This is a genomic window from Polynucleobacter sp. CS-Odin-A6 (genome assembly GCF_018882095.1).
In the GTDB taxonomy this organism is placed as follows: Bacteria; Pseudomonadota; Gammaproteobacteria; order Burkholderiales; family Burkholderiaceae; genus Polynucleobacter.
In genome coordinates this window covers 136079-160847 of record NZ_JACVPD010000004.1, presented here as the reverse complement: position 1 = coordinate 160847, position 24769 = coordinate 136079, and the positions used below count along the sequence as shown (strand labels likewise).

The following is a 24769-nucleotide window of genomic DNA, read 5'->3' as shown; positions in this document are numbered from 1 at the left end:
CTAATACCTGAGCGAGACCCTGTTTTTCAATATTTAAATAGTGGTGCAAAGTAATGCAGTCGCACCTCAAATTGGTGTGGATACTAAACAAAGAATTTTTTTCACCTCCAATGAAACCCTTCCAAAAAGGCATCACCTGCAAGAGTCAGAAGGCATCGATATGAGAGAGCAAAACAATTACAGCCAAATAAAAGCGAGATCTACTTAAAAGCAAGTAACGACATAATGAATTATTTTTAATAAATCAAGCTTCATTAAGTACTTTTTGATTTTATAACGAAATTCTATAAGAATGTTGATATTCCGTTAAATCGTATTGGCGACACCTTTAAATGATGTTCGCAGGTCTTTCGCTATAAATTTTAGCTCCTGACGATTGCTCAAGAAGATCAGAAGACAGGTTCCTACTATTTTGCATTAAGCCAAGCTACTAGCACCTGAACAGCCTCACTACTGACTCCCTGCCATTGATCTTGAGTAGTCCTGGGATCACCCATAACACGAACCAATTTTGCGCTCATGGCCATCATTAAATCATCAGGTGGCTTTACCCCTTTCCAGGCTAAGAGCAAAGCATCAATGAATAGGGATTTGGTCTTGGGGTAGCGAAATTGATTTTGCGCATCAATCCCCCAATCAAATGCTAAATTGACAAAGTCAAGTTGCCGTCTCTTTTCTTTAGGAAGCTTAAGTAATTCAAGAAACGCGCACTGAGCAAAAGCGGTATCTGCAAATCCTGGCCATACATCAAATTGATTCATCCAGCCTTGTAATCCTCGGTTTGTTTTGAGAATGGAATCAGCCACTAAATGGGGGCCTTCAGCGGATTTAAAGATGTTGAGCTCTTGAGCCAAAGAATAAAGGGGAGTACCAGCCTGAATCGCATCACTAGTAAAAAAACGATGGGCTGTCTGTGCTAACTTTTCAAAAACAGGGTCATTTGGTTTGAAGTGGGTGAGATAAACATAAAACAGAGGCTCGGCCCACTTCATCGCCCTTTTCGCAATCTTCAAAGAGCGTGGGAGTTGAATGTCAAAGTACTCACTTAAATAATCAGCTCGCGTTGCTAAGCTACGATCTGACTCGAGCCAAATGGCATAGGGAAAGTAACGCCAATAACGTTGATCGACTTGATGACCTGAAAGCTGGGCTAAGGAAAAGCGAATGAAGGTACGCTCACCCACTGCGAACAGATCGGGTGGTAGGCCCATTCTTTCAATTGATATTTTTTGGGAGGAAATACTTTGCGTGGCAATCGCTAGCAGAGGAAAATCTTCTGGTAATGATGCTAAGTTCATTTTGGTAATGCAGTGGAATTACTATTAGCGTCCTTTTTTGCCGTCGCACCCGATCCAACAGAAGCCCCCTGAATACTGGCAGCATCTAGGACCTCTTTAGTTTTTTTGTCTTTTTGAGAATCGGGTTTGAACGCCAAAATAAAGCGCATCTCTACCCGCCGGCTTTTTTCTGAATCTTCCATGCCAAGATTTTTCACTAAGCGCTTATCGGAATAAGAGCTAATGCCAAAGACATCTAACTTGCGTTCATTTTGGTAGGACTGTGGCTTACCCTCGGTCAATACGTCATACACAGCCCGAGCTCGATCAAGCGCAAGATGCCAGTTTGTGTAATTGCCTTGTTGTAGAGGCTTAGAGTCTGTATGCCCCTCAATAAAAATCGTATCGATCTCTACCTGCTCTTCATTGGGTGGGCAGTCTAATGGCCTAGCAGCTCTTTCGGAGTGAACATAACAAGGCAGGATCTTGGCCAAGGATTCTCTCGCTTTTTTTAATGTCTGGGCAGCATTGTCATTGAGTACAGCACTATTAAAACCAAATAAGGCATCAGCTGGTAGGCCAATGACACCAGATTGCGGATCTATCACGACATTCAGGCCAGCCTCTTTAAACTTTTGCCCAATCATGAGAACAGCACTAGCTAGGGGATCATTGATATTTTCACCCTGTTGAATAGAATCCACCCTCTGAGAAAGCATTACTACCATGATGATGAATACAAACAATAAGCCAATCATCAAATCGCTAGCTGAAGCAAGGTAGCCCGTCTCTTCAACTCTTTCAGCGGGTTTATTCTGGCTTGATGGTAAAAAAATCATTGCTGTGATGTAGGTCTGATCAGGTTCTTGACTTAGGTCTTAGGAAGTGACTCAACAAAGTCATCCATCGTTTGCTCTAAAGTGACGATAGTCGAATGAATTGAAGAGATGGCCTGAGCGAGCTTTTCATCTAATTTAAAGTGTAGCTGCACTACCTTATTAGAATAATCTGATACGCCACTGGTCAGATGATTAACCGTTTGATCAATTGAGCTCTTAGTAGATTCAAATTCAGTACGCAAGGAACTCAGCGCCTCACGAGAAGCATCAGTACCCAACTTGATTTCATTGACAGCGTCTTTCAGAGCGCTGGACATAGCAGGAATGCCGACGCTAAATTCCTTGCTAAGCACCTCTTGTGAGGCTACCGTGCCATCTAAACTTTGGGCTATTAAGCCGAGTGATTCTGTGCTCGCTTGAATTTTTTGAACAAAAGAATCCACATTAGTAATCACCTTATCAATTCCATTGACTGAACCAATCAGGCCGCCGAGAACAAACTCTAATTTAGTAGCTCCCTCGTTGGTGAACTGATTCGCCCTCTGCAAGCCAGACTCAAGGCCTTGCATAGTCTCATTCGTCTTCGTTACTGTTTTTTCTAGGGCACTAATCGCACTACCAAAGGAATCGCCCGCTTGCGCCAAAGAAACTCCAGCTCCAATGCCAGCAGTATTGAGTTTTTCAGAAACCTCAAGCAGCGTTTTTCTAAACTGCTCTAGCTCCTTTGCAGAGCCTCCTTTAATGGCCTCTAAAAATTTCTCCATGATATTTTTAAGGGCTTCTTCATTAATTCGACTAATACGGTCAGTCAAATTATCAAAAGCATCAATCAGTTTATGACTCAGATCGTTGAATAAAGGCTCAAGTGCCTTGCCGATCGAACTGGATATGGAGAGTGCAAAATCAGTTTCAAAACGCTTTAATTGATTTACTTGTTCACGATTTTGTATCAGTATTTCGTGGAACATACCCAGTTGGGCCTGGATAGTTGCTTGCGAGGCATTATCTGGAACTATGGCTCGAAGATGGGCATCCAAATCATGAATGGCGGATTCTAACTTTTCAATCGAGAGTTTGCCACCCCAATTCCACACTAGGGAGCTGAATAATCCGGCAATCGAAGTAATGAATTTACCGCCAGCAGTAGCTATTAAGCCCTTGAGCGCTGCATCTCGAGATTCTTGGTTGCCAGACATCGCTTGGCCTGCATCATTTAATGCCAACGCCAAGAATACGAAAGTAAACATCAAACCTACACCAATCAAAATGTTGGGCATGGTTTCGTAAAGGGAAAGTTTAATTCTGCCCGAAAGGACATTTCTTGCCGTCCAAATATCGGAATAGGGTTTGAGGCAGTATTGCTTAGCCCCTAGGTTTCCTGGAATCGTAATAAGATTCCTTTTGCACTCTTGTAGCAAATCTACTATTCGGGCATCTTTTGTTGCTTCAATGGCTACTGAAAAAATATCACCACCTACTGCTGTTTGATTCTTTAATTCATCGGATAGGCCCTTGACATCTTCAATGGATTGCTTGATCACCTTTGACCAAGACCAATATAAAAAAGCAGCTACTAGAAGAATTCCAATTGCGATTCCAATGGGAAGATATAAATTGACTGGATTTTGCATGTTTTAGTAGAAAAAATGAATAGACTAATAGTACAAGAATGCTCGTTAAGATGTTTTAAAGTAAGTTTTCAGTAATTGACGCATCATCGGTCCTTACAAACACGCTTCATCACAACCAAACCAAGAGTGCCTTCTGCCACAGGCGCAAAGGTATACGGGCTCTTATCTTGATACACCACATCACCCTCTCCCATTGCCCCTGAATACCATTTAGTCGAGAGCGCTCTTTGAAGCTCTTTCTTGCAATTGAATTCGATATACGTTCGAAATGAACGGTAGGAGTACTTGTCCTTATCAACAACTAAGTCCTTCGCTTCGTTCACTAACACTTTCACTTTAACTAGGCTTTTATTTCTTTGAATAGCCTGAGCGTCTATATAAACAGAAATATCTTGATTGGCAGTCACTTTGGTCCAATCTGCAGAGGCTTGACCTGCAAATAAAAGGAATAAGAGTAAGAGTAGTTTTTTAATCATTGTTTAATTATTGCTTGCTCATTGCTTGATCATTATCCTCGTCAGGCAATCTTTATTTATGAGAAGTTGATCAAAGGATTTAAGAAGAAATAAAAACATCCAACACCAGCAATTAAAACCAATAGCAAGCCAGAAATTTTGAAGATCTTTTTGGATCGCTTGGGTTGAGGTACTTCAATACCCTGAATCGGTAATTGGGTGGAGTTTTGCTTGCCAGTAATCTTGAGTAAAAGGCTTGGCTTTTCGTATTGAAGCTCATTGATCATTTTTTTTGCCAGTACGGCTTCAATCTCTTTCAATTCCTTTTGCTCGCTTAGCTCTGAAGCACTCTGATTGAGATCTGATTCATTTATATTGAATGCTTGATCCTCAGATAGTCCTAGTATGTTTGCTACCTTTTTAGCGCTCGAATATTTAATGGTTGGCGAATAAAAAGCGCTTAGCCCAGTGGATTCAATTTGTCGAATTTGACTATTCGAGAGTATCGCTTTATTTGCTAACTCCTCGACAGAGAGGCCCATCTTTTCTCTAGCGTCCTTAAAGCACTCACCCACTATTTTGGGCAATGGATTTTTATGCTTGTCGGACACCAAAATTTCCCTTTAATGTTTGCAAAGAAGTAACTCCATTGTCAAACGCTACGATGACTCAACCAATTAATATCGAATCATTCTTATAATTACCTCACTGATTTCAATTCACAACTCTAAAAACGCTGGCTAATGAATATTGCTTATACAAATCATGAACTTAGGCTAGTGTATACGCTAATTGTAACAATGCAAGTATTTAAAATAGATGACATTTTTACGACTAATACAACCCACATCTAGCGCCGTGAAATGACTAAGAGGGACTTTAGGGCCTTAGGCCAACTCCTCGTCCACAGAATTTGCACTCTCCCAAACATCCTCTTCAGGTGCGAATTGGGTTTGAGAAACGAAGTTTTTAATCGCCATGAGCGAATCTTGAGCGACATCGTCTAAAGTCACGGTCTTGAGCTCATCAGAGCATAAATGGCGACATTTCTCTAAATCGCCTACTTCCGCTGCCTCAGCAAGAGTTAATAGTTGCCCCAAAATACCAGAGCGATCAACGATCGCATCCACAACAACACTGGGAAGATTAAATTGAGAGAGTAGCTCGCGGGCGGGCTCATCAAACAGGTTATCAATTAAGGATAAGCCACCCACTAAAAAGGCTAAGTCGCTAGACCCTAAGCCTCCCCCTGCGCCCAACTTGCTTGATAAGGCTTCCATGAAGAAGGCGCGGACACAAACAAGCTGTAACAAGGGGGTAGCATCCAAGGCCACCTTCGCCTTGGTATCAGCATAAAGTAAAAGCTGAGTCCAGCGGGTAATGCGCTTGACGCCAGAGATCACCGCAGCGTCCCGGATGTTCTCAGGCTTGTCGCGTTTCCTGCGCGAGTCAATCTCAGCAATCACCATAAGATGCTTAGAAACCACCGGATTAGCCTCAATCGCAATGACCAAATCCTTTAACTCGGGAGATGACAGTAGCAAGGTTAATAACTGTAATAACTTGCGGTACTCTTCTCCTCGATGCAAAGAAAGCTCAGGGTCAGGCTTCACAAAGTAAAAACCTTCAAATGCATCGCACCCCAAATCTCGAGCCCGGTGAAAATCTTCCGGCTGATGGACATTGACTGCAATGATTTGTAAAACGTTGCTGGAGCCCTTCACTTTTTCGTCTCGTGGCAAAGGGATGCCTTTACAGTAGTCAATCAGACTGGATGGTTGAGCAACTTGATGAAGATCCAATTTGACATAGCGAAACTTAGGTAAGATGTCATCAAGGCCATCAAACACTTCAGTCAAACCCGTCAATACAAATTTGTAACCAGCACTTCTGAGCCTCTCCAGCTTTTGCAGAATTTCAGGAACGGGAGGCCCTTCAGAATCATCGAGCTCTTGCTTAGTCTCAGGATCTTCTTCAGCATCATCGACTTGATTTGCCTCTGTCTTGATCGCCTCTAAAATTTCTGCCAAATCAATTTGTAATGGAAACTTAATAGCGGGGAAACCTCGTAGCTCATCCCCCAATTGATCTGCACGAATACGAATAAACCCCAAATGCTGGCCTAAGGATTGAGTGACCCCTTTAGTCTTCAGGGAATAGAAGATTTCAGACAGGGTAACGTCTGTAATCTCCTTGCCATCATCATCTCTGAGATTGGCATCAGTCACCTCTTCTGGATAACTCACTTCTACATGAGGATCATTTGCTAAGCGTGTAGCAATTTGCGCCAATACCTCATTGCGGTCATTAAGCCGTTTCGCCTTGAGGGCAGTGCCTGGACGAAAGAAAAGTTCGTACCCAATGATGGCTTGGGAAGCATTAATAATGGGCTCACGTCCAAGATAGGGATTTTCAGGGAGGATTTTTTCTGGGCCCTTAGAAGCCTGAACCGGTTGAGATACCGCTTTTTTCTTAAAAAGTGCCATGAATAATAATGATTAAAATGAGTGTAATTAGGGTGTATTTTTACCACAATTACATCGGGCTTTTGCGCCTTATTCGGGCAAAATCAAACCCTATTTACTCATTCAGGACCTGTTTAAGGGAATCTCTGGGGCTAGTTGTTGTGTATGAAAGGTGATGGATCTAAATCCTTCAAAATTCTGCACTCGTAATGAAATACAGAATAGAATATTTCTAGATTTTCAATACGGGAAGAATTTAAATGAAAAAACTCGCTTTAATCATTCTGTGGGGCTACAGCGCACTCGCAATGGCTAATTGGCTTGAGCTTGGGAGCAATGATGCCGCAGTGATCAAGATTGATACCAGCACGATTAAGCGTAACCCCTACTCCATCGAAGCATGGGTTTTATTTGACCTTAAGAAACCACGACAAATTTTTGAAGGGGATAGAGACTTTTACTCCGGTGTGGCTCTTTATGAGTATGACTGCACAGAAAACAAAGCGCGTTTTCTAGAAAAATATGCTTATGCTGAAAAGAATGGTCAAGGTGATCAGCTATTTTCATCTAACAAGCCAGAGAATTGGCTCAGCATACCGCCCAATGTATTAAATTTCAAAGCGTTTACTTATCTTTGTAGACCTAAATAATCTAGGTTAAATAGTATTTTGATTACGGCGCTCCTGAACTAGCACTAAGTCAAAACCAAAGCTTGACCCCTGCCCTTCAATGCTCTGGATATGGAGCTGACTGCCCATCAGCCCCAAAATTCGATTACTAATCGTTAATCCCAGTCCCGTACCACCGAAGCGTCGTGAAATCGAATCATCTGCCTGCGCAAAGGGTTCTAGTATTTGCGGTTGAGCCTCTTGGGAGATTCCAATGCCGCTATCCTTAACAACAAAGGAGAGAGTTAAGGTAGCACCTTCCAGCTTGAGCAACTTAATAGAGAGATCCACAGAGCCTTGCTCAGTAAATTTAATCGCATTACCAATTAGATTATTAATGACTAGACTCAGTTGAAAGAAATCTCCGATGAGCTGCACATGTTGATCTAAATCGCAAAAGAGATTTAATTGCAATCCTTTGGCCTTGGCACTCTCAGCAAATAAGCTACGCACTCTAGCAAAGAGATCTTGAATACAAAATGGCGCAGTATTGATATGCCCCTTATCAGCCTCTAGCTTAGAAAAGTCGAGAATTTCATTCACGATCTCCAGCAGCAACTTGGCGGAAGACTCGATGCCATGCAGATAATCCCGCACTACTGGACTTAGGGGCTCAAATAATGCCAAAGAGGAGAGGCCCAGTATCCCTGTCATCGGGGTTCGTATCTCATGTGACATATTCATTAAAAACTGAGTTTTTACTTTGAGAGCAGCCTCAGCATCCATCTTGGCATTAATGAGCTCAGTAATATCCCAATTAGTACCGACCATGCGCAGTGGTTTGTTATTAACATCTCTTTCTACTTCAGCTAAGCCTCGAATAAAGTGAATGCTGCCATCTGGCCAAATGACTCTAAATTGCGTATTAAATTCACTAGCACCCTCCATGGCTTTGGTAATGCTCAGCTCAGCATCCGCTCTATCTTCTTGGTGAAGCCTCTCAGTCCAATCGGCATACGACCCAGTAAATTGATCTCGAGTAATGCCATACAACGAATACATTTGCTCATCCCAAGCCAAACGATTGTTGAAGAAGTCAAAATCCCAAATACCGACAGCACCAGCACGCGCAGCCAGCTCCAAGCGATTCTTCGTTTCAAAAATCAGCTTTTCGGATAATTTACGCTCAGTAATATTACGCTGAATTGAAACCCAGTGGGTATAAACACCAGATTCATTAGCAATGGGAAAGATGTTGAGTTCTTGCCAGAACTCCTCACCATTTTTTTTGTAATTTAATATTTCTTCACGGACATGCTTTCGCTCACTAAGCGCACCATAAATTCTGCCCCTAGTAGCGGGATCAGATCTTGGGCCCAGAAGAATTTGAGGATTTTTTCCCAGCACATCGCGTGGCGAATAACCCGTTTCACGAACAAAAGCCTCGTTGACATAAACAATGCGTGGTTCTTGATTAACATTAGGAACATCGGTGATCACAACAATATCGTTCGTGTTGGCAATGATGATGCCAGCCAATCTTAAATACTCCGCAGGATCAACAATGGAAAAAGATTCTTCCATGGGGAATTTTGCAGAATGATTGGCGCTAGTCATATAGTCGGATTATAGGATTACCCACCGATTTAGCAATATTTGATATAAAGATGAAATTCAGAGAGAGAAATCGCTGACTTAGCCAGCAGAATTTTGCAAAATAGATGAAATGGTATTGAGGAACTACTTAAAGCCTATACACTTTTCTGTAAAGCCATTAAAACCTCCATCCATAATCGATTGCTTCTCTTCTTGCATGACCGAAGCTAAAAATGCAATGGTAGGTGATGCATCCATTAGCCCGAACCAGTTGGATTGAAGTTGATTACTACTGAGAAATTTTGAAGGCCTCTATGGACTTTTCGAGGTCTCTAAACATAATTGACCCACGGGGTTTGACACCTGAGTCCGCATTTAGGCGAGATTGAGTACGCATATCCATGAGGATTTCACCAGACTTTGCTTCACGGCACAGCCTAGAAACAATTTCAGTCACTGCGCCAATGGCCGTATAGTCCTCTCGACCTTCGAATCCCATCATTCCTAGGGTGGCAAAACCCGTTGCAACTCCTATGCCGAGAGATAGGGAGGGGTTATAGCCCTTTTGAACCCAACGAACCTTGAGGTTGCTAAAGGCCGTCGTAAACCGTTTTGCAAGATTGATAGCCTGCATTGGGGCGTTGTCTACTGGGATAGGATCATTAAAAAAGATGACGATCTCATCACATGAAAAACGTTGTACTGTGCCATTAAATTGACTAATAAGTTTGCCAAGGATTTGATGAAAATCGTTGAGAATAATCATGACTTCCTCTGGCTCTCTTTCCACCACTAAATTACCAAAGCCACGTAACTCAAAAAATACAATAGTGATTTCTTTACGGTGCGGTTCTAATAAATTCTCTTGTTTATCAGCAACAATTTTGGTGGCAACATCAGCAGGCAAAGATCTCTTTAGCTTATTTAAGTTTTCGATTTCCTGCACTTGTTGTGCAACCTTCATTTCCAAATTTTGATTCAGCTGCAGTAACTCACCATTTCTATCAGCGATTTCTTTTTGCAAGCCAGCAATTCGCAATAAGGAATCCACTCGCGCTAACAACTCAGCTTGATTAATAGGCTTACTCAAAAAGTCATCAGCTCCCGCCTCTATCCCCTTGACTTTTTCGATGGCAGGATCAAGCGCCGTGAGCATCACAACTGGCAACAAGGCAGTTTGTGCATTTTTACGAATAGCTTGGCATACCTCATATCCAGACATCTCTGGCATCATCACATCTAACACTACCAGATCGGGGATGGAATCTTCAATGGACTTTAGAGCCTCAGCACCGCTGGACGCGGTTTTCACAACATAGTTACGACTCTCTAATATTGCCTTCAATAAATCAATATTTTCGGGAGTGTCATCAACAATGAGGATATTCGTGGGTTTCATAGCTTAAGCATTGATTTATTTGGTTATCTTCGATCTAACCAATTGGTATTTTTTGAGCAACTGTATTATATTATTTATGTATTACTAGCTAACTTTTTTAGTTCATCCCATCCTAGCCTCTGGAGATTAGATGCAAAACGTATTGTTAATCCGCGCGGAATGGTGTGGTGATGTAGATATCTGGTCTGCTACCTCCGATCATGTACCTGGATTAGCAACGGAGGCTGACTCGATTGAAAATCTCTTTAATAAACTCAGCTCTATGATTCCAGAGTTATTAGCGGCAAATCAGGTTGATTGCCCATCCGAAATTCTGTATGAAGTAGTGGCTCACAAGCTATCAATTACCCACATGCCTTCCGAAGGCCAATTATGAGTAAAGTGATGGGGTCCTACCGGGGCAACTCTTTTTCTTCAGATTTACTGGCGATTTTGAGAGAGGCTGGGTGCAACTATCATGCACCAGGCCAGAGAGGTAACCACGATATCTGGTTCTCACCAATAACTGGGATTTACTTTCCACTCGATGGCAGAATTCTCTCGCACAATACTGCCAACGCCATTTTGAAGATTGCTGGTCTGCCCGAACAATTTGAAGCATATCAAGATGAAGACGCTGAAGATGGCACTAATAACTAAATAGTTATTTAGTACGCAGAGTATGTTTTTCCTAATTGCATACCTGAATATCACTGAGTGTGACTTGCATTCACAACATCAAACTGTCATGAAATTATGGGGTAAATACTGCTTTGATAGATGGTCTACAGCTGTGCAAAGCGTATTTAAATTATAGGTTTTACGCCGCGAGCAGGTATTTTTTATTCTTTTGGTACTTGCCTGCTCTTGAGGGAACATTGCAAAGATTGCACTCATAGTCTTCATGCAAGTCATACACATCAACTACAAACTTCCCTTTACAGCAGGAACAGGTTTCAGTTTTTAGCAGTTTTTGCTCTACAAAACGAATCAGAGTCCATGCGCGAATTAAGCTAATCACTGGCTCATCACTGATCGGATGATCATCGGCCTGCTCAATGACATGGTATTGCTCAAGGTAAAGCTGATAAGACTTAATTAGCGCCTGAATACCAGTAACACCAGTGTTTTCTTTTAAGAAAGTGTAAATATTCAGAAATAAAGAGGAATGAATATTCGGTTGCCAGGTCAAAAACCAGTCGGTTGAAAACGGCAACATCCCTTTTGGAGGTGAAATACCCTTTAACTCTTTATAAAGCTTAGTCAAACGCTCACGCGATAAAGAAGTATGTGACTCTAGTAACTGTAAGCGAGCGCCTAAATTGATCAACTGAATCGCCAACTGAAGCTGCTCAGTTTCACCAACGATGCTTTTTACTTTCATGATCTATTCCGCTCTCGTTATGAATATTACAGAACTTAGGCGATGGCTTCGGCTTTTTGGCCGGCCATCAAAATTGAACTGTGAACAATGGATTGGGATAAACCCTTAGTATTTTTGGTCAACATACCCAACATAGCAGCATCATCAAAGCGAAAGCGCATCAACATCATGGTTGAGCTAGCCAACTTAATTAATTGAGAATTGCTTAAATCCCCAATCAAATCAGCGATATCCTTGCTCACACCAAGTCGGAAAATCGCTTGATCTTTGTCTGCTTGAATCATCTGCTGAGCCAGCATCAAATAGTTCAGATTCGCTTCACGAATTTCTGTCATAATGCTTTCTTGTGATTTATCAATCAGTTGCATGTTGTATCTCATTTCTTTTATGCGATTAAGTGCTTTCGCGATGAATGTAGTTTCTCTGATCCAATATTTTTCTAAATAAGATAAATGCTATAAAAATAGTAAGGGAAATACTTACAAAATGTATAAAATGCTAATGTAAGAGTAGTTCATCCGCCTTAAAACCCTGCCTTAGATCTTAGTAATCAATAAAATCGTAGCCATTCAAATGGCCAGCAAAAGCCCAAGCTGTATGGCCCAAGCAAAAATGGAGACTGATTTTTGTATACACAGCTAAGCACTCAAAACTTAGATACTGCCGCGGGCTTCAAACAATCGCGCCCGCCCCTATTTCTAACTCAGCAGATCAAGTTACACAGTTTTCTTGCGACGAATAAATGGAAACTAAGGGCAAAATTGTGACTATTAACAACACAAGCTCTGCTGGAAAGCAAAGAAATCAGCAAGCCATGGTGTTGTTAGGGACTCGTATCCTCGTTGTTGAGGACAATCTCATTAATCAGACCGTGATTAAGCAATTCTTATTACGCGCAGGCGCACTGATCGAACTTGCTAGTAATGGCCTAGATGCTATCGCGTTATTAAAGACTGAGCAATTTGATGCCGTATTGATGGATATTCAGATGCCAGTATTAGATGGCTTGCAAGCCTGCAAACACATTCGAGAACAATTAAATCTGAAATCCTTACCGATTATCGGACTGAGTGCAGGTGTATTTGCTGATGAAATTCAGCAATGCCTCGATCACGGCATGAATGACTTTATTAGCAAGCCCATTGATCCAGACAGGTTGTATCAAACAATATCAAGCTGGATTTTGCAATTACCGATCTTTAAGGCGGATTCACTAACCCGCCATCGAGATACGACACATCAGGAAACTCTCGTAGATGCCGCTTTGGAAGACTTACCCGGATTTAACCTTAAAAAAATAGCGCTGTTGATGGCTAATGCCCCGCTGACATACAAGCTACTCAATCTATTTTTGTTGGAATGTCGAGATTGCAGCGCAGGTCTGCAAAATGAAATTGCCATTAATGATTACAAAGCTGCCCAAAACCGTATTCATGCGTTTAAGGGATCAGCAGGAAGTGTTGGGGCTGAGGCGATTTTTGCTGCCGCTGAACACCTCGAAGCAGATCTCAAGGTTGGCCAACTACAAACCAAAAACTACGATTCTTTTTTAGAGCGGCTTGCAGAGACCCGCATTCAGTTAAAACAATACCTTGATCAATCTGAATCGCATTTAGAAGGTCAAACTGGTAAGCAAAATCTCGAAAACAAGCCTTTGCAGGATTGTGTCATTTTATTAACTGAAGATAATCTCCTTGCGCAAGAAGCCTTAAAAGAATTTTTAGAAATTTTTGGAGCGCGCATTGATGTTGCTAATAACGGTCAAGATGCTTTAGAGCGATTGAAGACCGTACGTTATGATGCCGTCTTAATGGATATTCAGATGCCAGTGCTAGATGGCTTGCAAGCCTGCAAACAAATCCGAGCGCAAGCCCACCTGAAGACTTTACCAATCATTGGGCTGAGTGCCAGCGTGTGTGAAGATACATCTCAGCAATGCCTAGATCATGGAATGAATGGCTCCATCTCTAAGACGGTTGACCCTCAGGAGCTAGTGAATCAGCTTACTCAATGGATCAAATAGCAACGCTATTTATCGAGCTTTAATTTACCGCCGCTGCAAGAGTAGTTCAACTCCCGAACAATCGCAGCGCTAATAATTTGATTGCTTGGATCAATGGCTTTGACATTAATCACCAGCTTATTTGGTAGGTTTAAATAAGTTGCAACAATCACTTGGCTTGCGCCTACCTTCGTGTTACCAGCTTGATCAAGCTTGCGGGTCAGAGAAATAATCCCAGCATCACTAATTCGAATATCTTTTCCAAACTCCACTTGCACCACCTTCTTACCCGGAATGCGTGCAAGGTAGCTGCGCATCATCTCACTCATGACCAAGACATTAGGCTCAGTTTTTAAAGTATTTACATTCACAAAATCTGCCACAAGTAAGATGCCGTATTCATCTGGCCCATTAGGATCAAATTTAGGTAACGCAGTGTTTAGCTCTGTAGCCATGCCCGATACCAGTACAGTCAAATCGGTTGCCTGAAGCTTGTCTTCAAAAGTAAGGCATTGAGAATCACTACGCCTAGCAGTACCACAAGCTGTCAGGCCCAATAGTGCGCAGAGAAAAAAAGTACTCAGCAGTATTGAGGAGCGAGAAAAAGTAAGGCGAGGAAATTGGCGAATAGACATATTGAGAAGATACCAATAAAAGTCGTATTCTACTAGTGGTTGCGAGTCAGATTAATTAGTGAGATTTAACACTGGCATCGTTGGCGCTCTTGGAGGACCGTCCAGTAAATGCGATATCAGCCGATCGGCAGGTAATTTCACTTGTGCCGTGGATACTACAGCGCCACTGATCACCTGGATCATTCTGACATTTAAAATCAGACCTTCTGAGGTATTTACATAAGTGCCAGTAATGATGCTGCCAGCTTGCACTGGCGGCTTGAGTTGTTTAACGTCTCTGCTCAGAGAAAACTCACCACTTGCTTCGATTAGAATATTTTTTCTGAAGGTGATGTCTGTAACAGACCAATTTCTTAATTGCATTTCATGCATTAAATTTTGCGCCAAAAGTCGACCCAACTGAGATGTCTCAGTTAAGGTATTGAGCGCAACAAAATCAGTGACAACTAGAGCACGACTTCTCATCTCTGGAGAAAGGTTGCGCTCCAGCTGCTCGGCAATAAACATCGAGGCCGTATTGAGAGTGCCCGTTGAGGACGTGCTGGGAACAAGAGAAATAGACTCATACCGAAATGGATAGGGCGAGAGTGTCTTTTCTTGACTAGGCTGCGTCTGCGCCTGCACAGAAGTGATACAAGTGAGTGCGCCCAAAGAAAACAGAGTGCATACGAGTAAATTCAATGGCAACTTCATTGGGGCACCGCTCTAGAGCTGACGGCTTCCGTTGGCATGACCTTGCTGAGTTTTGCATCATTCTCAGGCAGTCGAACGCGATAACTCACCGGAAAATCACTAGACATGCCTGGCTGAATAATCATGACTGAATAAAAAGGCTGTGAACTGCAATTTTCACAATTGACTGCATAGGGCGAGCTTACAGAGGAGCAGCCGGAACAAATCAGCAGACTCGCAATCCATAATGAAAGATAATTTAAACGCAACATATCCTTAACCCAAAAAACCCTAAGCTGTTTTAATTGAATACTTCAACCCCAACAAACGTTTTGATGAAGCCCGCTTGAATAGATTCCTATATTCACTTTACGGCTCAAAATAGCGATTGATGAGGATTTACCAAAATGATTTTTAATAAACTCCTTATCTCATGGCGAAGATGAATTCTTTTAGTAAGGCACCCCCTGCTTTGATTGCCTTGTTTGTTCAAGGCATCGCTTTTGTTCTGGCAGCGGGCTCATGTTGGTTAGCGATCCAGTTTGATTTTTATTTCCCTAGCCTTGCAGTCTTATTAGTACTGCAAGCAGTATTTGCCTATTTTTTAAGCATCGCACTCCAAATGGCTCATTGGTGGCGCTACATTCACCTTCTATTTCCATTGGCGATCTGGGCGGCACTAGCGCTGCAAATTCCGACAAGCTACTTTTTAGTGGGGTTTTTGCTTACAGGAGCCCTATTTTGGTCTGTTTTTCTCACTCAAGTGCCTTTTTACCCCTCCAAACCCGAGGTTTGGGTCGCTGTTTCTGGGTTATTGCCCGGTAAAAAGCTCAGAATTCTGGAAATTGGCAGTGGTTTGGGCAATTTTGCGATCCGCATGGCCCAATTGCGGCCAGAATCTTATGTTGAAGGCATAGAAATAGCCCCTTTGCCCTGGCTTGTCAGCCTCATTCAAGCCAAATTCATCGCGCCCAGCGTCCGTTTTCGCCTTGGCAACTATGAAAAAGTGAATTTCGCTCACTATGACCTGATTTTTGCCTATCTATCACCGGCGGCAATGCCTGAGCTGTGGAAGAAAGCGCTCTCAGAAATGGCTGGTGAAAGTCTCTTAATTAGCCATGAATTCCCAATTCCAGGCGTTCACGAAACTCAAAAAAAGACCTTTCATTCAGATCAACGTCAGTGCTTTATCTACCAAATCGGCCAATATCAGGCTGTTTAACGGGAAGACAGACATCATAATCTGGCTTTATTCAGGCAATTAAATGTCTTATTTACAGGTATTCTTCTGATATTCAGGCAAAAAGGGGCTCATTGTGTTTGTCATCATTGGTTTTGTCATCGTCACATTTTCAGTATTCGGGGGCTTTGCTATGGCCGGCGGCCATCTCGCAGCGCTAATGCAACCAATCGAGCTATTGATGATTGGAGGGGCCGCTTTGGGTGCCTTTTTAGTAGGCAATGACCTCAAGACTATTAAGGCAACCCTTGCCACTCTGCCCAGCGTATTTAAAGGCTCTAACTACAGCAAAGCGCTATATCTCGACTTGCTAGCAATGATGTTTGAGTTTCTAACCAAGATTCGTAAAGACGGCATGATGGCCATCGAAAAAGATGTGGAAAATCCAGAGAACAGCGCCATCTTCACCAAGTACCCAAAAATTATGAAAGACCATCATTTGATGGACTTTTTATGCGACTACTTACGCATGATGCTCTCGGGCAATATGGAGCCGTTTCAAGTAGAAAACTTAATGGATTTAGATATTGAGACCCACCACAATGAAGGGCATGTAGTGTGTCATGCGATTGCAAAAATGGCTGACGGTATGCCTGCTTTTGGCATTGTTGCGGCCGTGATGGGTGTGGTTCACACGATGTCATCCGTGGGTCAAGTCTCCAACGCTGAACTGGGTATCTTGATTGCGCATGCTCTGGTGGGAACCTTCCTCGGCATTTTGTTGTGCTACGGATTTGTAGGCCCACTTGCCACCATCCTAGAGCAAAAATTGAATGAGTCCTCGAAGATGCTCCAAACAGCAAAGGTGATTTTGCTAGCCAGCTTAAATGGTTACGCACCGACGATTGCTGTCGAGTTTGGCCGCAAGGTCTTAACTTCGAATGAGCGCCCTGGCTTTCTTGAACTCGAAGAATATATTAAAGGCGCCAAAACGCGTTAATCCATGGCTACCAAAGAAGATAAGCCTCTCATTGTTGTAAAACGAATTAAAAAAGTTGCTGGTGGTCATCACGGAGGTGCATGGAAGATTGCCTACGCAGACTTCGTAACAGCGATGATGGCCTTCTTCTTGCTGATGTGGCTATTGGCATCTGTTTCTAAAGAAGATCTGAAGGGCATCTCTGAATACTTCAAGATGCCAATTGAAAAAATTGTCTCTACCGGCCCTAGCGCTTCAGGCTCCAGCGGTATTTTTGTTGGCGGAGGCAAAGACCTTACCCGTAAGGATGGTGAGGTTTCTAAGGCTGATGACAATAGCGATAAAGCGCCGCAAAGGATGCTGGATGAAGAAGGTCTCAAGCAACTCAAAGCCCGGGTTGAGTCTGCCATTGAAGCAAATCCCCAACTCCAGAGCTTCAAAAAACAAGTGTTGATTGACATTACCGAAGATGGTTTGCGGATTCAGATTGTGGATAACCTGAAGAGGCCCATGTTTGCCTTATCGGATGATGAGCTTCAGCCCTATGCACGCGACATTATGAAAGCCGTTGGCAAGTCGCTCAATGGCGTAGAAAACAAGCTGACTTTATCCGGCCATACGGATGCACACCCTTTTCCCAATAAAGAAAAGTCTTATAGCAACTGGGAACTCTCTGCGGACCGAGCAAATGCTGCAAGGCGCGAACTAGTGAATGGCGGCATGGATGAAACCAAGTTGATGCAAGTCACTGGTTTATCTTCTGCGGTTCTCTACGACAAAACAGATCCGCTCAATCCCATTAATCGCCGTATTTCGATTATTGTGATGAACAAAAAAGCTCAAGAGCGGATAGAAAGAAATGCATCCATTGAGGCTGGTAATGCCGATGCTGTACAAAAAGGGATTCAAGCTTCAGCCCCTGGCATAAAACCGGTGGCTAAGCCAGACGTGAAGCCCTGAGGCTTCGATCTATTCACGCACTTAAAGGTGTTTACCCTTTCGCCTAATTGTAATAATGTAAATCATGATGAAACTACAGACCGGTCTCCCTAAGCTCCCCTACTTGCCAGTCAAAGTAGGCTTAATAGCAATGCTAATGACTGCTCTCGTCATGGCAGGATTACTTTTAATCAATACCCAAAGCTGGACCCCTGACTTCTCAACAGCGATGAAGCCATTGAACTCCATGTCATCTGCAATTACGCCGGCCAAGTCGCCAAAGGTAGAGGAGCCTGCACCTGCATCAGTTGATTTAAATAAACTCAAAGAACTCATTGCACAAAATCGCCTCTTTTTAAATAAGGCTTATGCAGAGAAAAAAGCGCCTGAACCTGTCTCAGAAGAAGTTCGCAACCTAGCGGATCGCGTGACGCAAGATCTCGCTGATATGAATGCGATCTGGCAATCCTTTTTAGCAGGTCCTTTAAGCGCAGAAGAAAAGACCTTAGCAACCCAATATAGAGGTGATTTTGACAAACTGGTTAACCAGTCGATCAAGCCAACGGTTGATCTCTTGCAAGTGAACTATTTATCGCAAGCCAGCGCATTACTGGCTCGCACTCAAGGCCTGCAAACACAAGTCATGACTGATTTAGATGCGCTCATCAAAGCCCAGTCGAGCGCCAAACTCATTGCCTTGCAAAAGAAAAGTATTACGGAAGTAGCTCCTGAAGCTCCTGTGGTTGCTGTAGCTCCTGCGGTTACTCCTGCACCTGCAACAGTCAATACACCTTCTTCAACAGGTGACTTACCTACAGATAAGCTCATGATCATTGCCGTCGGTATGCTGGTGATGCTGAGCTTGGCACTCCTCATTTCTAGAACACTTAAGCATAGTTTGGGTGCCAGCCCTGAAGAATTAACAAAAGCAGCAGGCTATATTGCTAGCGGTCAATTAGATTACCGCATTGCATTGAGTGCTGGAGACCATAGTAGTGCCATGGCTGCTATCAAAGCAATTCAAGGCGAGTGGAAACAATTCATGCTTGATACCAGCATTTTGAATGCCGCTATGCAAGATGGAAAGTTATTGGGTCGCCGCGAGGTTGATCAGCATCGCGGTGCTTTTTATGAATTTGCCAATGACCTCAACACCACCATTGACCTTGCAATGCAAAAGGGTCAAGTATCTGAATCTGCTCAACGCAATATTCAGCAAGCACTTCAAAAAGCCTTAACCCAAGCTCAAACCATTCCTGCGGCAATACAAAATCATGATTTGAGTAAAAGACTATCTGTTGATAGCGAGCTTGAGGAAGTGAATTTGCTCAACAAAACGATGAATCAGCTCCTAGACAAAATGGAAGAGCTCAGTAGCTTTGCCCAAAGTCAAGGGATAGATATTCAAAGACTGGCCAAAGACTTAAGCCTAAATCATGCTAGCCTCATGAAGGGCGCTGAGGAACAGGCCCAATACTTACAAAACTCCAACTTGAAGATGCAAAGCTTGGGAGATAGCACCAAACAAAATGCTGAAAACGCAAAACAAGCACGTCTCATGGCTATTTCGACCTCTGAAATGGCCGATACCCTTACTGCCGAGATGAGCCATGCAGGGATTCCTGCTGAGAAGCTGGAAAGCATCAACAAATGGGTGGAGCGAATTGCCAGCTCTACCCGTTATGTCGCCGATTTGAGCGCCAATATCACTACCGCATCCTTGGATCAGAGCCTGAACCTAAATGAAGTGAATAGCGCTATATCCCAGGTGGAAAAAATAGCCCAGAAAAATATTGAAACAATCAAAGATACTGCTTTAAATGGGGGGATGCTATCGCATCATGCCGGCGCCCTAGAGCAGGCTTTTGGCCATTTAACGGTATCGACAACTAAACCCGTTGCCGCCCCTTTGAGCGTTTCATTAGATACCCCAAAGACCACTGAATCTGAGAATCCACCAGCAAATCCTTCTGAAAAAGATCCAGATTGGAGGCTGTTTTAGACCGGATTTTAGGCAGAGCTTGTACCAATAAATCTGTCTGAAAGGGGTCTTTTTGACCCCTTATTGCTAATAATCCCATTTTTAGAAGATTGAATTAAGGGGCGTTCACCCCCCTTTTCTAGCAATTCATTTAAGGCCCGCTCGCTGAAAATCATTCATCAGCAAATCAATCCTTTTTAAGGTGTAGCGGTGGCAGAAGAAAGCGATTTAGAAAAAACAGAACAGGCCTCGTCGAAACGATTAGATAAAGCGTATCGAGAGGGTGACGTTCCTCGCTCCAGGGAATTGCAGACCTGCGCCTTGTTATTTACCGCTGGATTATCGATTTGGATATTAGGGGCGCACCTTAGTAGCGCCCTTGCAAATATGCTGAGTTCTGGACTCACGTTTGATAGCAAATTAGCCTTTAATACCGAAAACTCTCTAGCAAGTCTTTCTGGACAAGCCATTGATTTACTAATCGCTTTTTCTCCTCTAGGTCTAGCCCTGACAATAGTTGCCCTAGCTGCTCCAATTCTCGTTGGCGGCTGGAACTTCAGCACAGATCTATTAATACCAAACCTTACAAGGCTCGATCCCATCAAAGGATTTGGCAATTTATTTTCTAAAAATTCTTTAGTGGAATTAGTCAAAGCAACAGCCAAGGCTACTTTGGTTGGAATCGTAGCCTACTTTATGATTGCCGCTGATTTTGCACAGCTCATTACCTTGTCATTAGTTCCTCTAGAGGTGGGCGTGGCAGAGACAGGTTTATTTCTGGTGAAATCATTTATTTTTATAGTTGGCGCCTTAGTAGCTATTGCCTTGATTGATGTGCCTTATCAACTCTATCAATATGCTGAGAAGCATAAGATGAGCCGTGAAGAGCTCAAGCAAGAGGGTAAAGAAGATAACGGCAGCCCTGAAATTAAAGCCAAAATTCGCCAGCAACAGCGCGCAATGTCACGACGCAGGATGATGTCACAAGTACAAAAAGCAGACGTAATCATTACCAATCCAACCCACTACTCAGTTGCTATTCAATATAGAGAAGGTGATATGAGGGCGCCAGTGCTTTTAGCCAAAGGGTCAGATGCTGTTGCATTGCGTATTCGAGAGCTCGCTAAGGAGCATGACATTCTGGTTTTAGAGTCTCCTAAACTTGCGCGTGCGATCTATGCCAATACTGAGCTCGATGCAGAAATTCCTGAGTCTCTTTACCTTGCAGTTGCCGAGATTCTCGCCTTTGTATTCCAGGTCAAAAACTTTAACGGTCGAATTGGCACTTACCCAAGTCAACCCCATAATATTTTTGTACCCGATGAATTAGATCCATTATCGAGCACTAAGCAAATCGAGCTTACATCATGAACTTTACCCAATTTTTAGACTCTCTTAAAAATTTCAATAGTAAGACTATTGCAGGTCCACTCATTATTGTGCTCATGCTCGGAATGATGATTTTGCCAATTCCAGCGATTGGCTTAGATCTCTTATTCACCTTCAATATTGCACTATCAATTTTGGTGCTGATGATTGGACTGCAGACTTCCAAGCCATTAGATTTTTTAGCGTTTCCAACAGTGCTCTTGGTGACAACCATGTTGCGCCTGAGCTTGAACGTTGCTTCAACACGCCTAGTTCTGACTGAAGGTCATACTGGTCCAGCAGCAGCCGGCAAAGTAATTGAAGCTTTCGGACATTTCTTAATTGGTGGAAACTATGCGGTAGGTATTGTGGTCTTCATTATTTTGACCATCATTAACTTTACGGTGGTCACTAAAGGTGCCGGAAGAATTGCAGAAGTTGGTGCGCGTTTTACCTTAGACGCGATGCCTGGTAAGCAGATGGCAATTGATGCCGATCTGAATGCCGGAATGATTGGGCAAGATGAGGCACGTAGTCGCCGCACTGAAATTAGCCAGGAAGCTGAATTTTATGGTGCCATGGATGGCGCTTCAAAATATGTGCGAGGTGATGCGATCGCCGGTATTCTGGTGATTATCATTAACATTCTCGGCGGCCTCATTGTAGGCATGCTTCAGCATGATATGAATTTTAGCGATGCGGTAAAGAATTACACTTTGCTGGCTATCGGCGATGGCTTGGTAGCGCAAATACCATCCCTTATTATTTCCATTGCAGCTGGTATTGTGGTTTCACGTGTTGCTAATGACCAGGATATTGGCACGCAGTTAACCAAGCAACTCTTTAATAATCCTAAAGTTCTGAACATTACCGCCCTCATTATCGGTGGTATGGGCTTGATTCCAGGCATGCCTAATCTTGCTTTTTTACTATTAGCAGCCACCCTGGCGGGCATCGCCTATACGGTGAAAAATCGCCTAAAACAGGTAGTCGAAACTGACGCAAAAGCGAATGAAAAGTCTGAAATGGAGTCCATCGACGCTACATGGGATGACGTGATGCCAGTGGATGCACTTGGTCTAGAGGTCGGCTTTCGCCTAGTACCTTTAGTAGATACACAACACGGTGGAGATCTCATTAAGCGCATTAAAGCCTTACGCAAAAAATTTGCTCAAGATGTTGGTTTCTTAACCCCACCAGTCCATATTTGCGATAACTTAGAGCTCAAGCCCTCTGCGTACAGTATTAAATTAAAAGGCGTGGAAATTGCAAAAGGTGAGTCCCATTACGGACAATTCTTAGCGATTAATCCAGGTAATGTGACCGGCCAACTACCCGGACCGATAACATCAGATCCCGCATTTGATTTGCCCGCGACCTGGATTGATAACAGCTTACGTGATGAAGCACAAGGCATGGGCTATACCGTAGTGGATGCAAGTACCGTGATTGCGACACACCTCAATCACGTGATTGGTATGCACGCCTCAGAACTACTTGGTCATCAAGAGGTACAGCAGCTACTCAATTTACTTAGCAAAGAATCTCCAAAATTAGTTGAAGATTTAATTCCAAAATTACTTACTAGCTCTGTAGTGCAAAAGGTGCTGCAAAATCTATTAAGCGAAGGAGTCACAATTCGCGATATGCGCACCATCATGGAAACCCTCATTGAATATGCGCCACACACGCAAGACCCTGCTGAATTAACTGCCAAGGTAAGAATTAAGTTGGGTCGAGCCATTACCAATCAACTCTTCCCCAATAGTAACGAGATGTCTGTGATCTCTCTTGAAAATAATCTCGAGCGTCTTTTAATGCAGGCAGTCAGTGGTAGCGGTGACGGCGGTTCAATTGAGCCCGGAATCGCTCAAACCTTAGCTTCCCAAGCTGGTGAAGCCGCTCGCGCACAAGAAAAAATGGGGCACTCTCCCGTACTATTAGTCGCCTCACCATTACGGGCCACTTTAGCGAAATTTCTGAAAAGAGTAACGCCTAATTTACGTGTTTTATCCCATGAAGAATTACCTGATTCTAAAACTATCCGTGTTGCCAACTTAATTGGAGGTTCTGTATGACCATCAAAAAATTCCTAGCCAAAACTCCCCGCCTTGCGCTAAATCAAGTTAAAGAAGAGCTGGGCGAAGACGCTACTATTATTTCCAATCGATCCATCAACGGCTGGACTGAAATTCTCGCGCGTGGTGAATCTGCAGTCAATACTGACTCGCAGAGTCAAAAGACTCAAAAGCTAGACGAGACGCAACTTGCAAAACAACTACAAGCAAAAAAAGCGCAAGAGATGATTACTTTGCTTAATAGCAAGCCCGCTCAGAAAACTATCAGCTCTTCCTCAGAGCTCCCGGAAGCTAATGTAACTAAGATTGACGCTGTACAGAGTATCCAAATTCAGGGGGTCCTGAAGGAAATTCGTGAGATGCGTTCACAATTTCAGGTACAGATTGATAATCTCTCTCGTGCCAGCCTGGAATATAGCTCCAACAAAAGAGATCTCATGAGTCAATTTTTATCCGCTGGCTTCAATCTTGACCTAGCAAAACGCGTTATTACGAAATTGCCATCAGACTTTTCTGCCAAGGAGGCCACTCCCTGGGCAATTAATTTACTCGCAAAAAATCTACAAGTTCTCGAAAACGAATCTGAGATTATGAGTCGCCAAGGCATCTTTGCATTGCTGGGACCTACGGGCGTAGGAAAAACAACTACGATTGCTAAAATTGCTTCTCGCTATGTTCTCAAGCATGGCAATCAAGGCATTGCTTTAGTTAGCACTGATACTTATCGAATTGGCGGTCACGAACAACTACGTATTTACGGAAAGATTTTAGGGGTTGAAGTATTTGCTGCAAAAGACGCCCAAGAATTGCAGCAAACTCTTGATCAACTTAAGGATAAGAAGCTGATTCTCATTGATATGGCAGGATTAAGTCAAAAAGACCAGATGGTAGGTGCACAACTTGATATGCTCCATGAGGCAAATCGCGATATTCAAAAAATTATCTGCCTCAATGCCAGCAGTACTCTAGATACCCTTAATAATGTCAGCAAAGCTTTTGCTAGTAGAGGTCTAGATGGCTGCATCATCACTAAGGTCGATGAGGCCATTGGCTTAGGTGGCGTCATTAATGTCGCGCTACAAAATAAGCTCAAGGTCTATTACCTCACCAATGGTCAGAGAGTACCTGAAGATATAGCCATGATCGATAAAGTCGCACTGATCGAGGAGGCCTTTAATCAAGGAAAGACCAAAGATGCTGTATCAACAATCTCTCCAGAAGATTTACCTGCCTTCTTCAGTAATTCGTCTACGAATATGAACCAGGGAATTGCCCAATATGCTTAATCCCTTCGATCAAGCA

The 24769-nt window shown here is 43.1% G+C and carries 24 protein-coding genes; 11 read left to right on the top strand and 13 right to left on the bottom strand.

What is annotated here, in order from left to right; genetic code table 11:
• Nucleotides 1-407: 407 nt before the first annotated feature.
• The 6 genes from ICN15_RS09775 to ICN15_RS09750 form a co-directional block, all read right to left on the bottom strand.
• The gene (locus ICN15_RS09775) at nt 408-1298 is read right to left on the bottom strand and encodes an EH signature domain-containing protein (protein WP_216202555.1); all 891 of its coding nucleotides are present in this window, start codon (nt 1296-1298) and stop codon (nt 408-410) included.
• Nucleotides 1295-2116 (bottom strand): OmpA family protein, encoded by an 822-nt coding sequence (locus ICN15_RS09770; protein ID WP_216202554.1) that lies wholly within the window; start codon nt 2114-2116, stop codon nt 1295-1297. The genes ICN15_RS09775 and ICN15_RS09770 overlap by 4 nt, the downstream gene beginning before the upstream one ends.
• Nucleotides 2117-2148: 32 nt before the next feature.
• The gene (locus ICN15_RS09765; protein ID WP_216202553.1) at nt 2149-3747 is read right to left on the bottom strand and encodes a hypothetical protein; all 1599 of its coding nucleotides are present in this window, start codon (nt 3745-3747) and stop codon (nt 2149-2151) included.
• Between the two features lie 83 nt (nt 3748-3830).
• Complete coding sequence (locus tag ICN15_RS09760) at nt 3831-4223, bottom strand: surface-adhesin E family protein (protein ID WP_216202552.1); 393 nt, start codon at nt 4221-4223, stop codon at nt 3831-3833.
• A 56-nt stretch (nt 4224-4279) separates the two neighbouring features.
• Nucleotides 4280-4813 (bottom strand): helix-turn-helix transcriptional regulator, encoded by a 534-nt coding sequence (locus tag ICN15_RS09755; protein ID WP_216202551.1) that lies wholly within the window; start codon nt 4811-4813, stop codon nt 4280-4282.
• Between the two features lie 276 nt (nt 4814-5089).
• Nucleotides 5090-6688 carry an EAL and HDOD domain-containing protein gene (locus ICN15_RS09750; RefSeq protein ID WP_216202550.1) on the bottom strand — a complete coding sequence of 533 codons (1599 nt, stop codon included), beginning with the start codon at nt 6686-6688 and terminating at the stop codon, nt 5090-5092.
• Between the two features lie 239 nt (nt 6689-6927).
• Here ICN15_RS09750 and ICN15_RS09745 point away from each other — a divergent pair, with 239 nt between their 5' ends.
• Nucleotides 6928-7317, top strand: coding sequence for a surface-adhesin E family protein (locus tag ICN15_RS09745; protein ID WP_216202549.1), 390 nt, complete (start codon nt 6928-6930; stop codon nt 7315-7317).
• Nucleotides 7318-7323: 6 nt separating this feature from the next.
• Here the strand turns inward: ICN15_RS09745 and ICN15_RS09740 are convergent, their stop codons facing one another.
• Together ICN15_RS09740 and ICN15_RS09735 are read right to left on the bottom strand one after the other, a co-directional pair.
• Nucleotides 7324-8892 carry a PAS domain-containing protein gene (locus tag ICN15_RS09740; protein ID WP_216202548.1) on the bottom strand — a complete coding sequence of 523 codons (1569 nt, stop codon included), beginning with the start codon at nt 8890-8892 and terminating at the stop codon, nt 7324-7326.
• A gap of 268 nt (nt 8893-9160) precedes the next feature.
• Nucleotides 9161-10270: a response regulator gene (locus tag ICN15_RS09735; RefSeq protein ID WP_216202547.1), complete on the bottom strand. Its 1110-nt coding sequence runs from the start codon at nt 10268-10270 to the stop codon at nt 9161-9163.
• 130 nt (nt 10271-10400) lie between these two features.
• On the opposite strand from ICN15_RS09735, the gene ICN15_RS09730 reads away from it, so the two are divergent.
• On the top strand, nt 10401-10646 hold the full coding sequence (locus ICN15_RS09730; RefSeq protein ID WP_216202546.1) for a DUF1902 domain-containing protein: 246 nt from the start codon (nt 10401-10403) through the stop codon (nt 10644-10646).
• On the top strand, nt 10643-10909 hold the full coding sequence (locus ICN15_RS09725) for a type II toxin-antitoxin system HicA family toxin (RefSeq protein ID WP_216202545.1): 267 nt from the start codon (nt 10643-10645) through the stop codon (nt 10907-10909). Before ICN15_RS09730 ends, ICN15_RS09725 begins: the two co-directional genes overlap by 4 nt.
• 160 nt (nt 10910-11069) lie before the next feature.
• On the opposite strand, the gene flhC is transcribed toward ICN15_RS09725, so the two are convergent.
• Together flhC and flhD are read right to left on the bottom strand one after the other, a co-directional pair.
• Nucleotides 11070-11633, bottom strand: coding sequence for a flagellar transcriptional regulator FlhC (gene flhC / locus ICN15_RS09720; protein WP_216202544.1), 564 nt, complete (start codon nt 11631-11633; stop codon nt 11070-11072).
• A gap of 35 nt (nt 11634-11668) precedes the next feature.
• Nucleotides 11669-12001, bottom strand: a complete 333-nt coding sequence (flhD, locus tag ICN15_RS09715) for a flagellar transcriptional regulator FlhD (RefSeq protein ID WP_216202543.1) — start codon at nt 11999-12001, stop codon at nt 11669-11671.
• Between the two features lie 395 nt (nt 12002-12396).
• Here flhD and ICN15_RS09710 point away from each other — a divergent pair, with 395 nt between their 5' ends.
• Entirely contained in the window at nt 12397-13656 is a 1260-nt protein-coding gene (locus ICN15_RS09710) for a response regulator (protein ID WP_216202542.1), read from the top strand.
• Between the two features lie 5 nt (nt 13657-13661).
• Here the strand turns inward: ICN15_RS09710 and ICN15_RS09705 are convergent, their stop codons facing one another.
• Genes ICN15_RS09705 through ICN15_RS09695 form a run of 3 tightly spaced genes read right to left on the bottom strand, consistent with a single transcriptional unit; the run spans nt 13662 to nt 15214 of the window.
• Complete coding sequence (locus tag ICN15_RS09705) at nt 13662-14270, bottom strand: FlgO family outer membrane protein (protein WP_216202541.1); 609 nt, start codon at nt 14268-14270, stop codon at nt 13662-13664.
• Between the two features lie 51 nt (nt 14271-14321).
• On the bottom strand, nt 14322-14963 hold the full coding sequence (locus tag ICN15_RS09700; protein WP_216202540.1) for a FlgO family outer membrane protein: 642 nt from the start codon (nt 14961-14963) through the stop codon (nt 14322-14324).
• On the bottom strand, nt 14960-15214 hold the full coding sequence (locus tag ICN15_RS09695; protein ID WP_216202539.1) for a hypothetical protein: 255 nt from the start codon (nt 15212-15214) through the stop codon (nt 14960-14962). Before ICN15_RS09695 ends, ICN15_RS09700 begins: the two co-directional genes overlap by 4 nt.
• 161 nt (nt 15215-15375) lie before the next feature.
• Between ICN15_RS09695 and ICN15_RS09690 the strand changes: the two genes are divergently transcribed.
• From ICN15_RS09690 to flhF, 7 genes are all read left to right on the top strand, one after another.
• Entirely contained in the window at nt 15376-16164 is a 789-nt protein-coding gene (locus ICN15_RS09690; protein WP_216202538.1) for a class I SAM-dependent methyltransferase, read from the top strand.
• A gap of 94 nt (nt 16165-16258) precedes the next feature.
• On the top strand, nt 16259-17122 hold the full coding sequence (gene motA / locus ICN15_RS09685) for a flagellar motor stator protein MotA (protein WP_216202537.1): 864 nt from the start codon (nt 16259-16261) through the stop codon (nt 17120-17122).
• A 3-nt stretch (nt 17123-17125) separates the two neighbouring features.
• A complete protein-coding gene (motB, locus tag ICN15_RS09680; protein ID WP_216202536.1) occupies nt 17126-18061 on the top strand; it encodes a flagellar motor protein MotB in 936 nt (311 codons plus the stop codon).
• A gap of 64 nt (nt 18062-18125) precedes the next feature.
• On the top strand, nt 18126-20042 hold the full coding sequence (locus ICN15_RS09675; protein ID WP_216202535.1) for a methyl-accepting chemotaxis protein: 1917 nt from the start codon (nt 18126-18128) through the stop codon (nt 20040-20042).
• Between the two features lie 189 nt (nt 20043-20231).
• Nucleotides 20232-21392 carry a flagellar biosynthesis protein FlhB gene (gene flhB / locus ICN15_RS09670; RefSeq protein ID WP_216202534.1) on the top strand — a complete coding sequence of 387 codons (1161 nt, stop codon included), beginning with the start codon at nt 20232-20234 and terminating at the stop codon, nt 21390-21392.
• On the top strand, nt 21389-23467 hold the full coding sequence (flhA, locus tag ICN15_RS09665) for a flagellar biosynthesis protein FlhA (protein WP_216202533.1): 2079 nt from the start codon (nt 21389-21391) through the stop codon (nt 23465-23467). The genes flhB and flhA overlap by 4 nt, the downstream gene beginning before the upstream one ends.
• The gene (flhF, locus tag ICN15_RS09660) at nt 23464-24753 is read left to right on the top strand and encodes a flagellar biosynthesis protein FlhF (protein ID WP_216202532.1); all 1290 of its coding nucleotides are present in this window, start codon (nt 23464-23466) and stop codon (nt 24751-24753) included. Before flhA ends, flhF begins: the two co-directional genes overlap by 4 nt.
• The last annotated feature ends 16 nt before the right edge of the window (nt 24754-24769 follow it).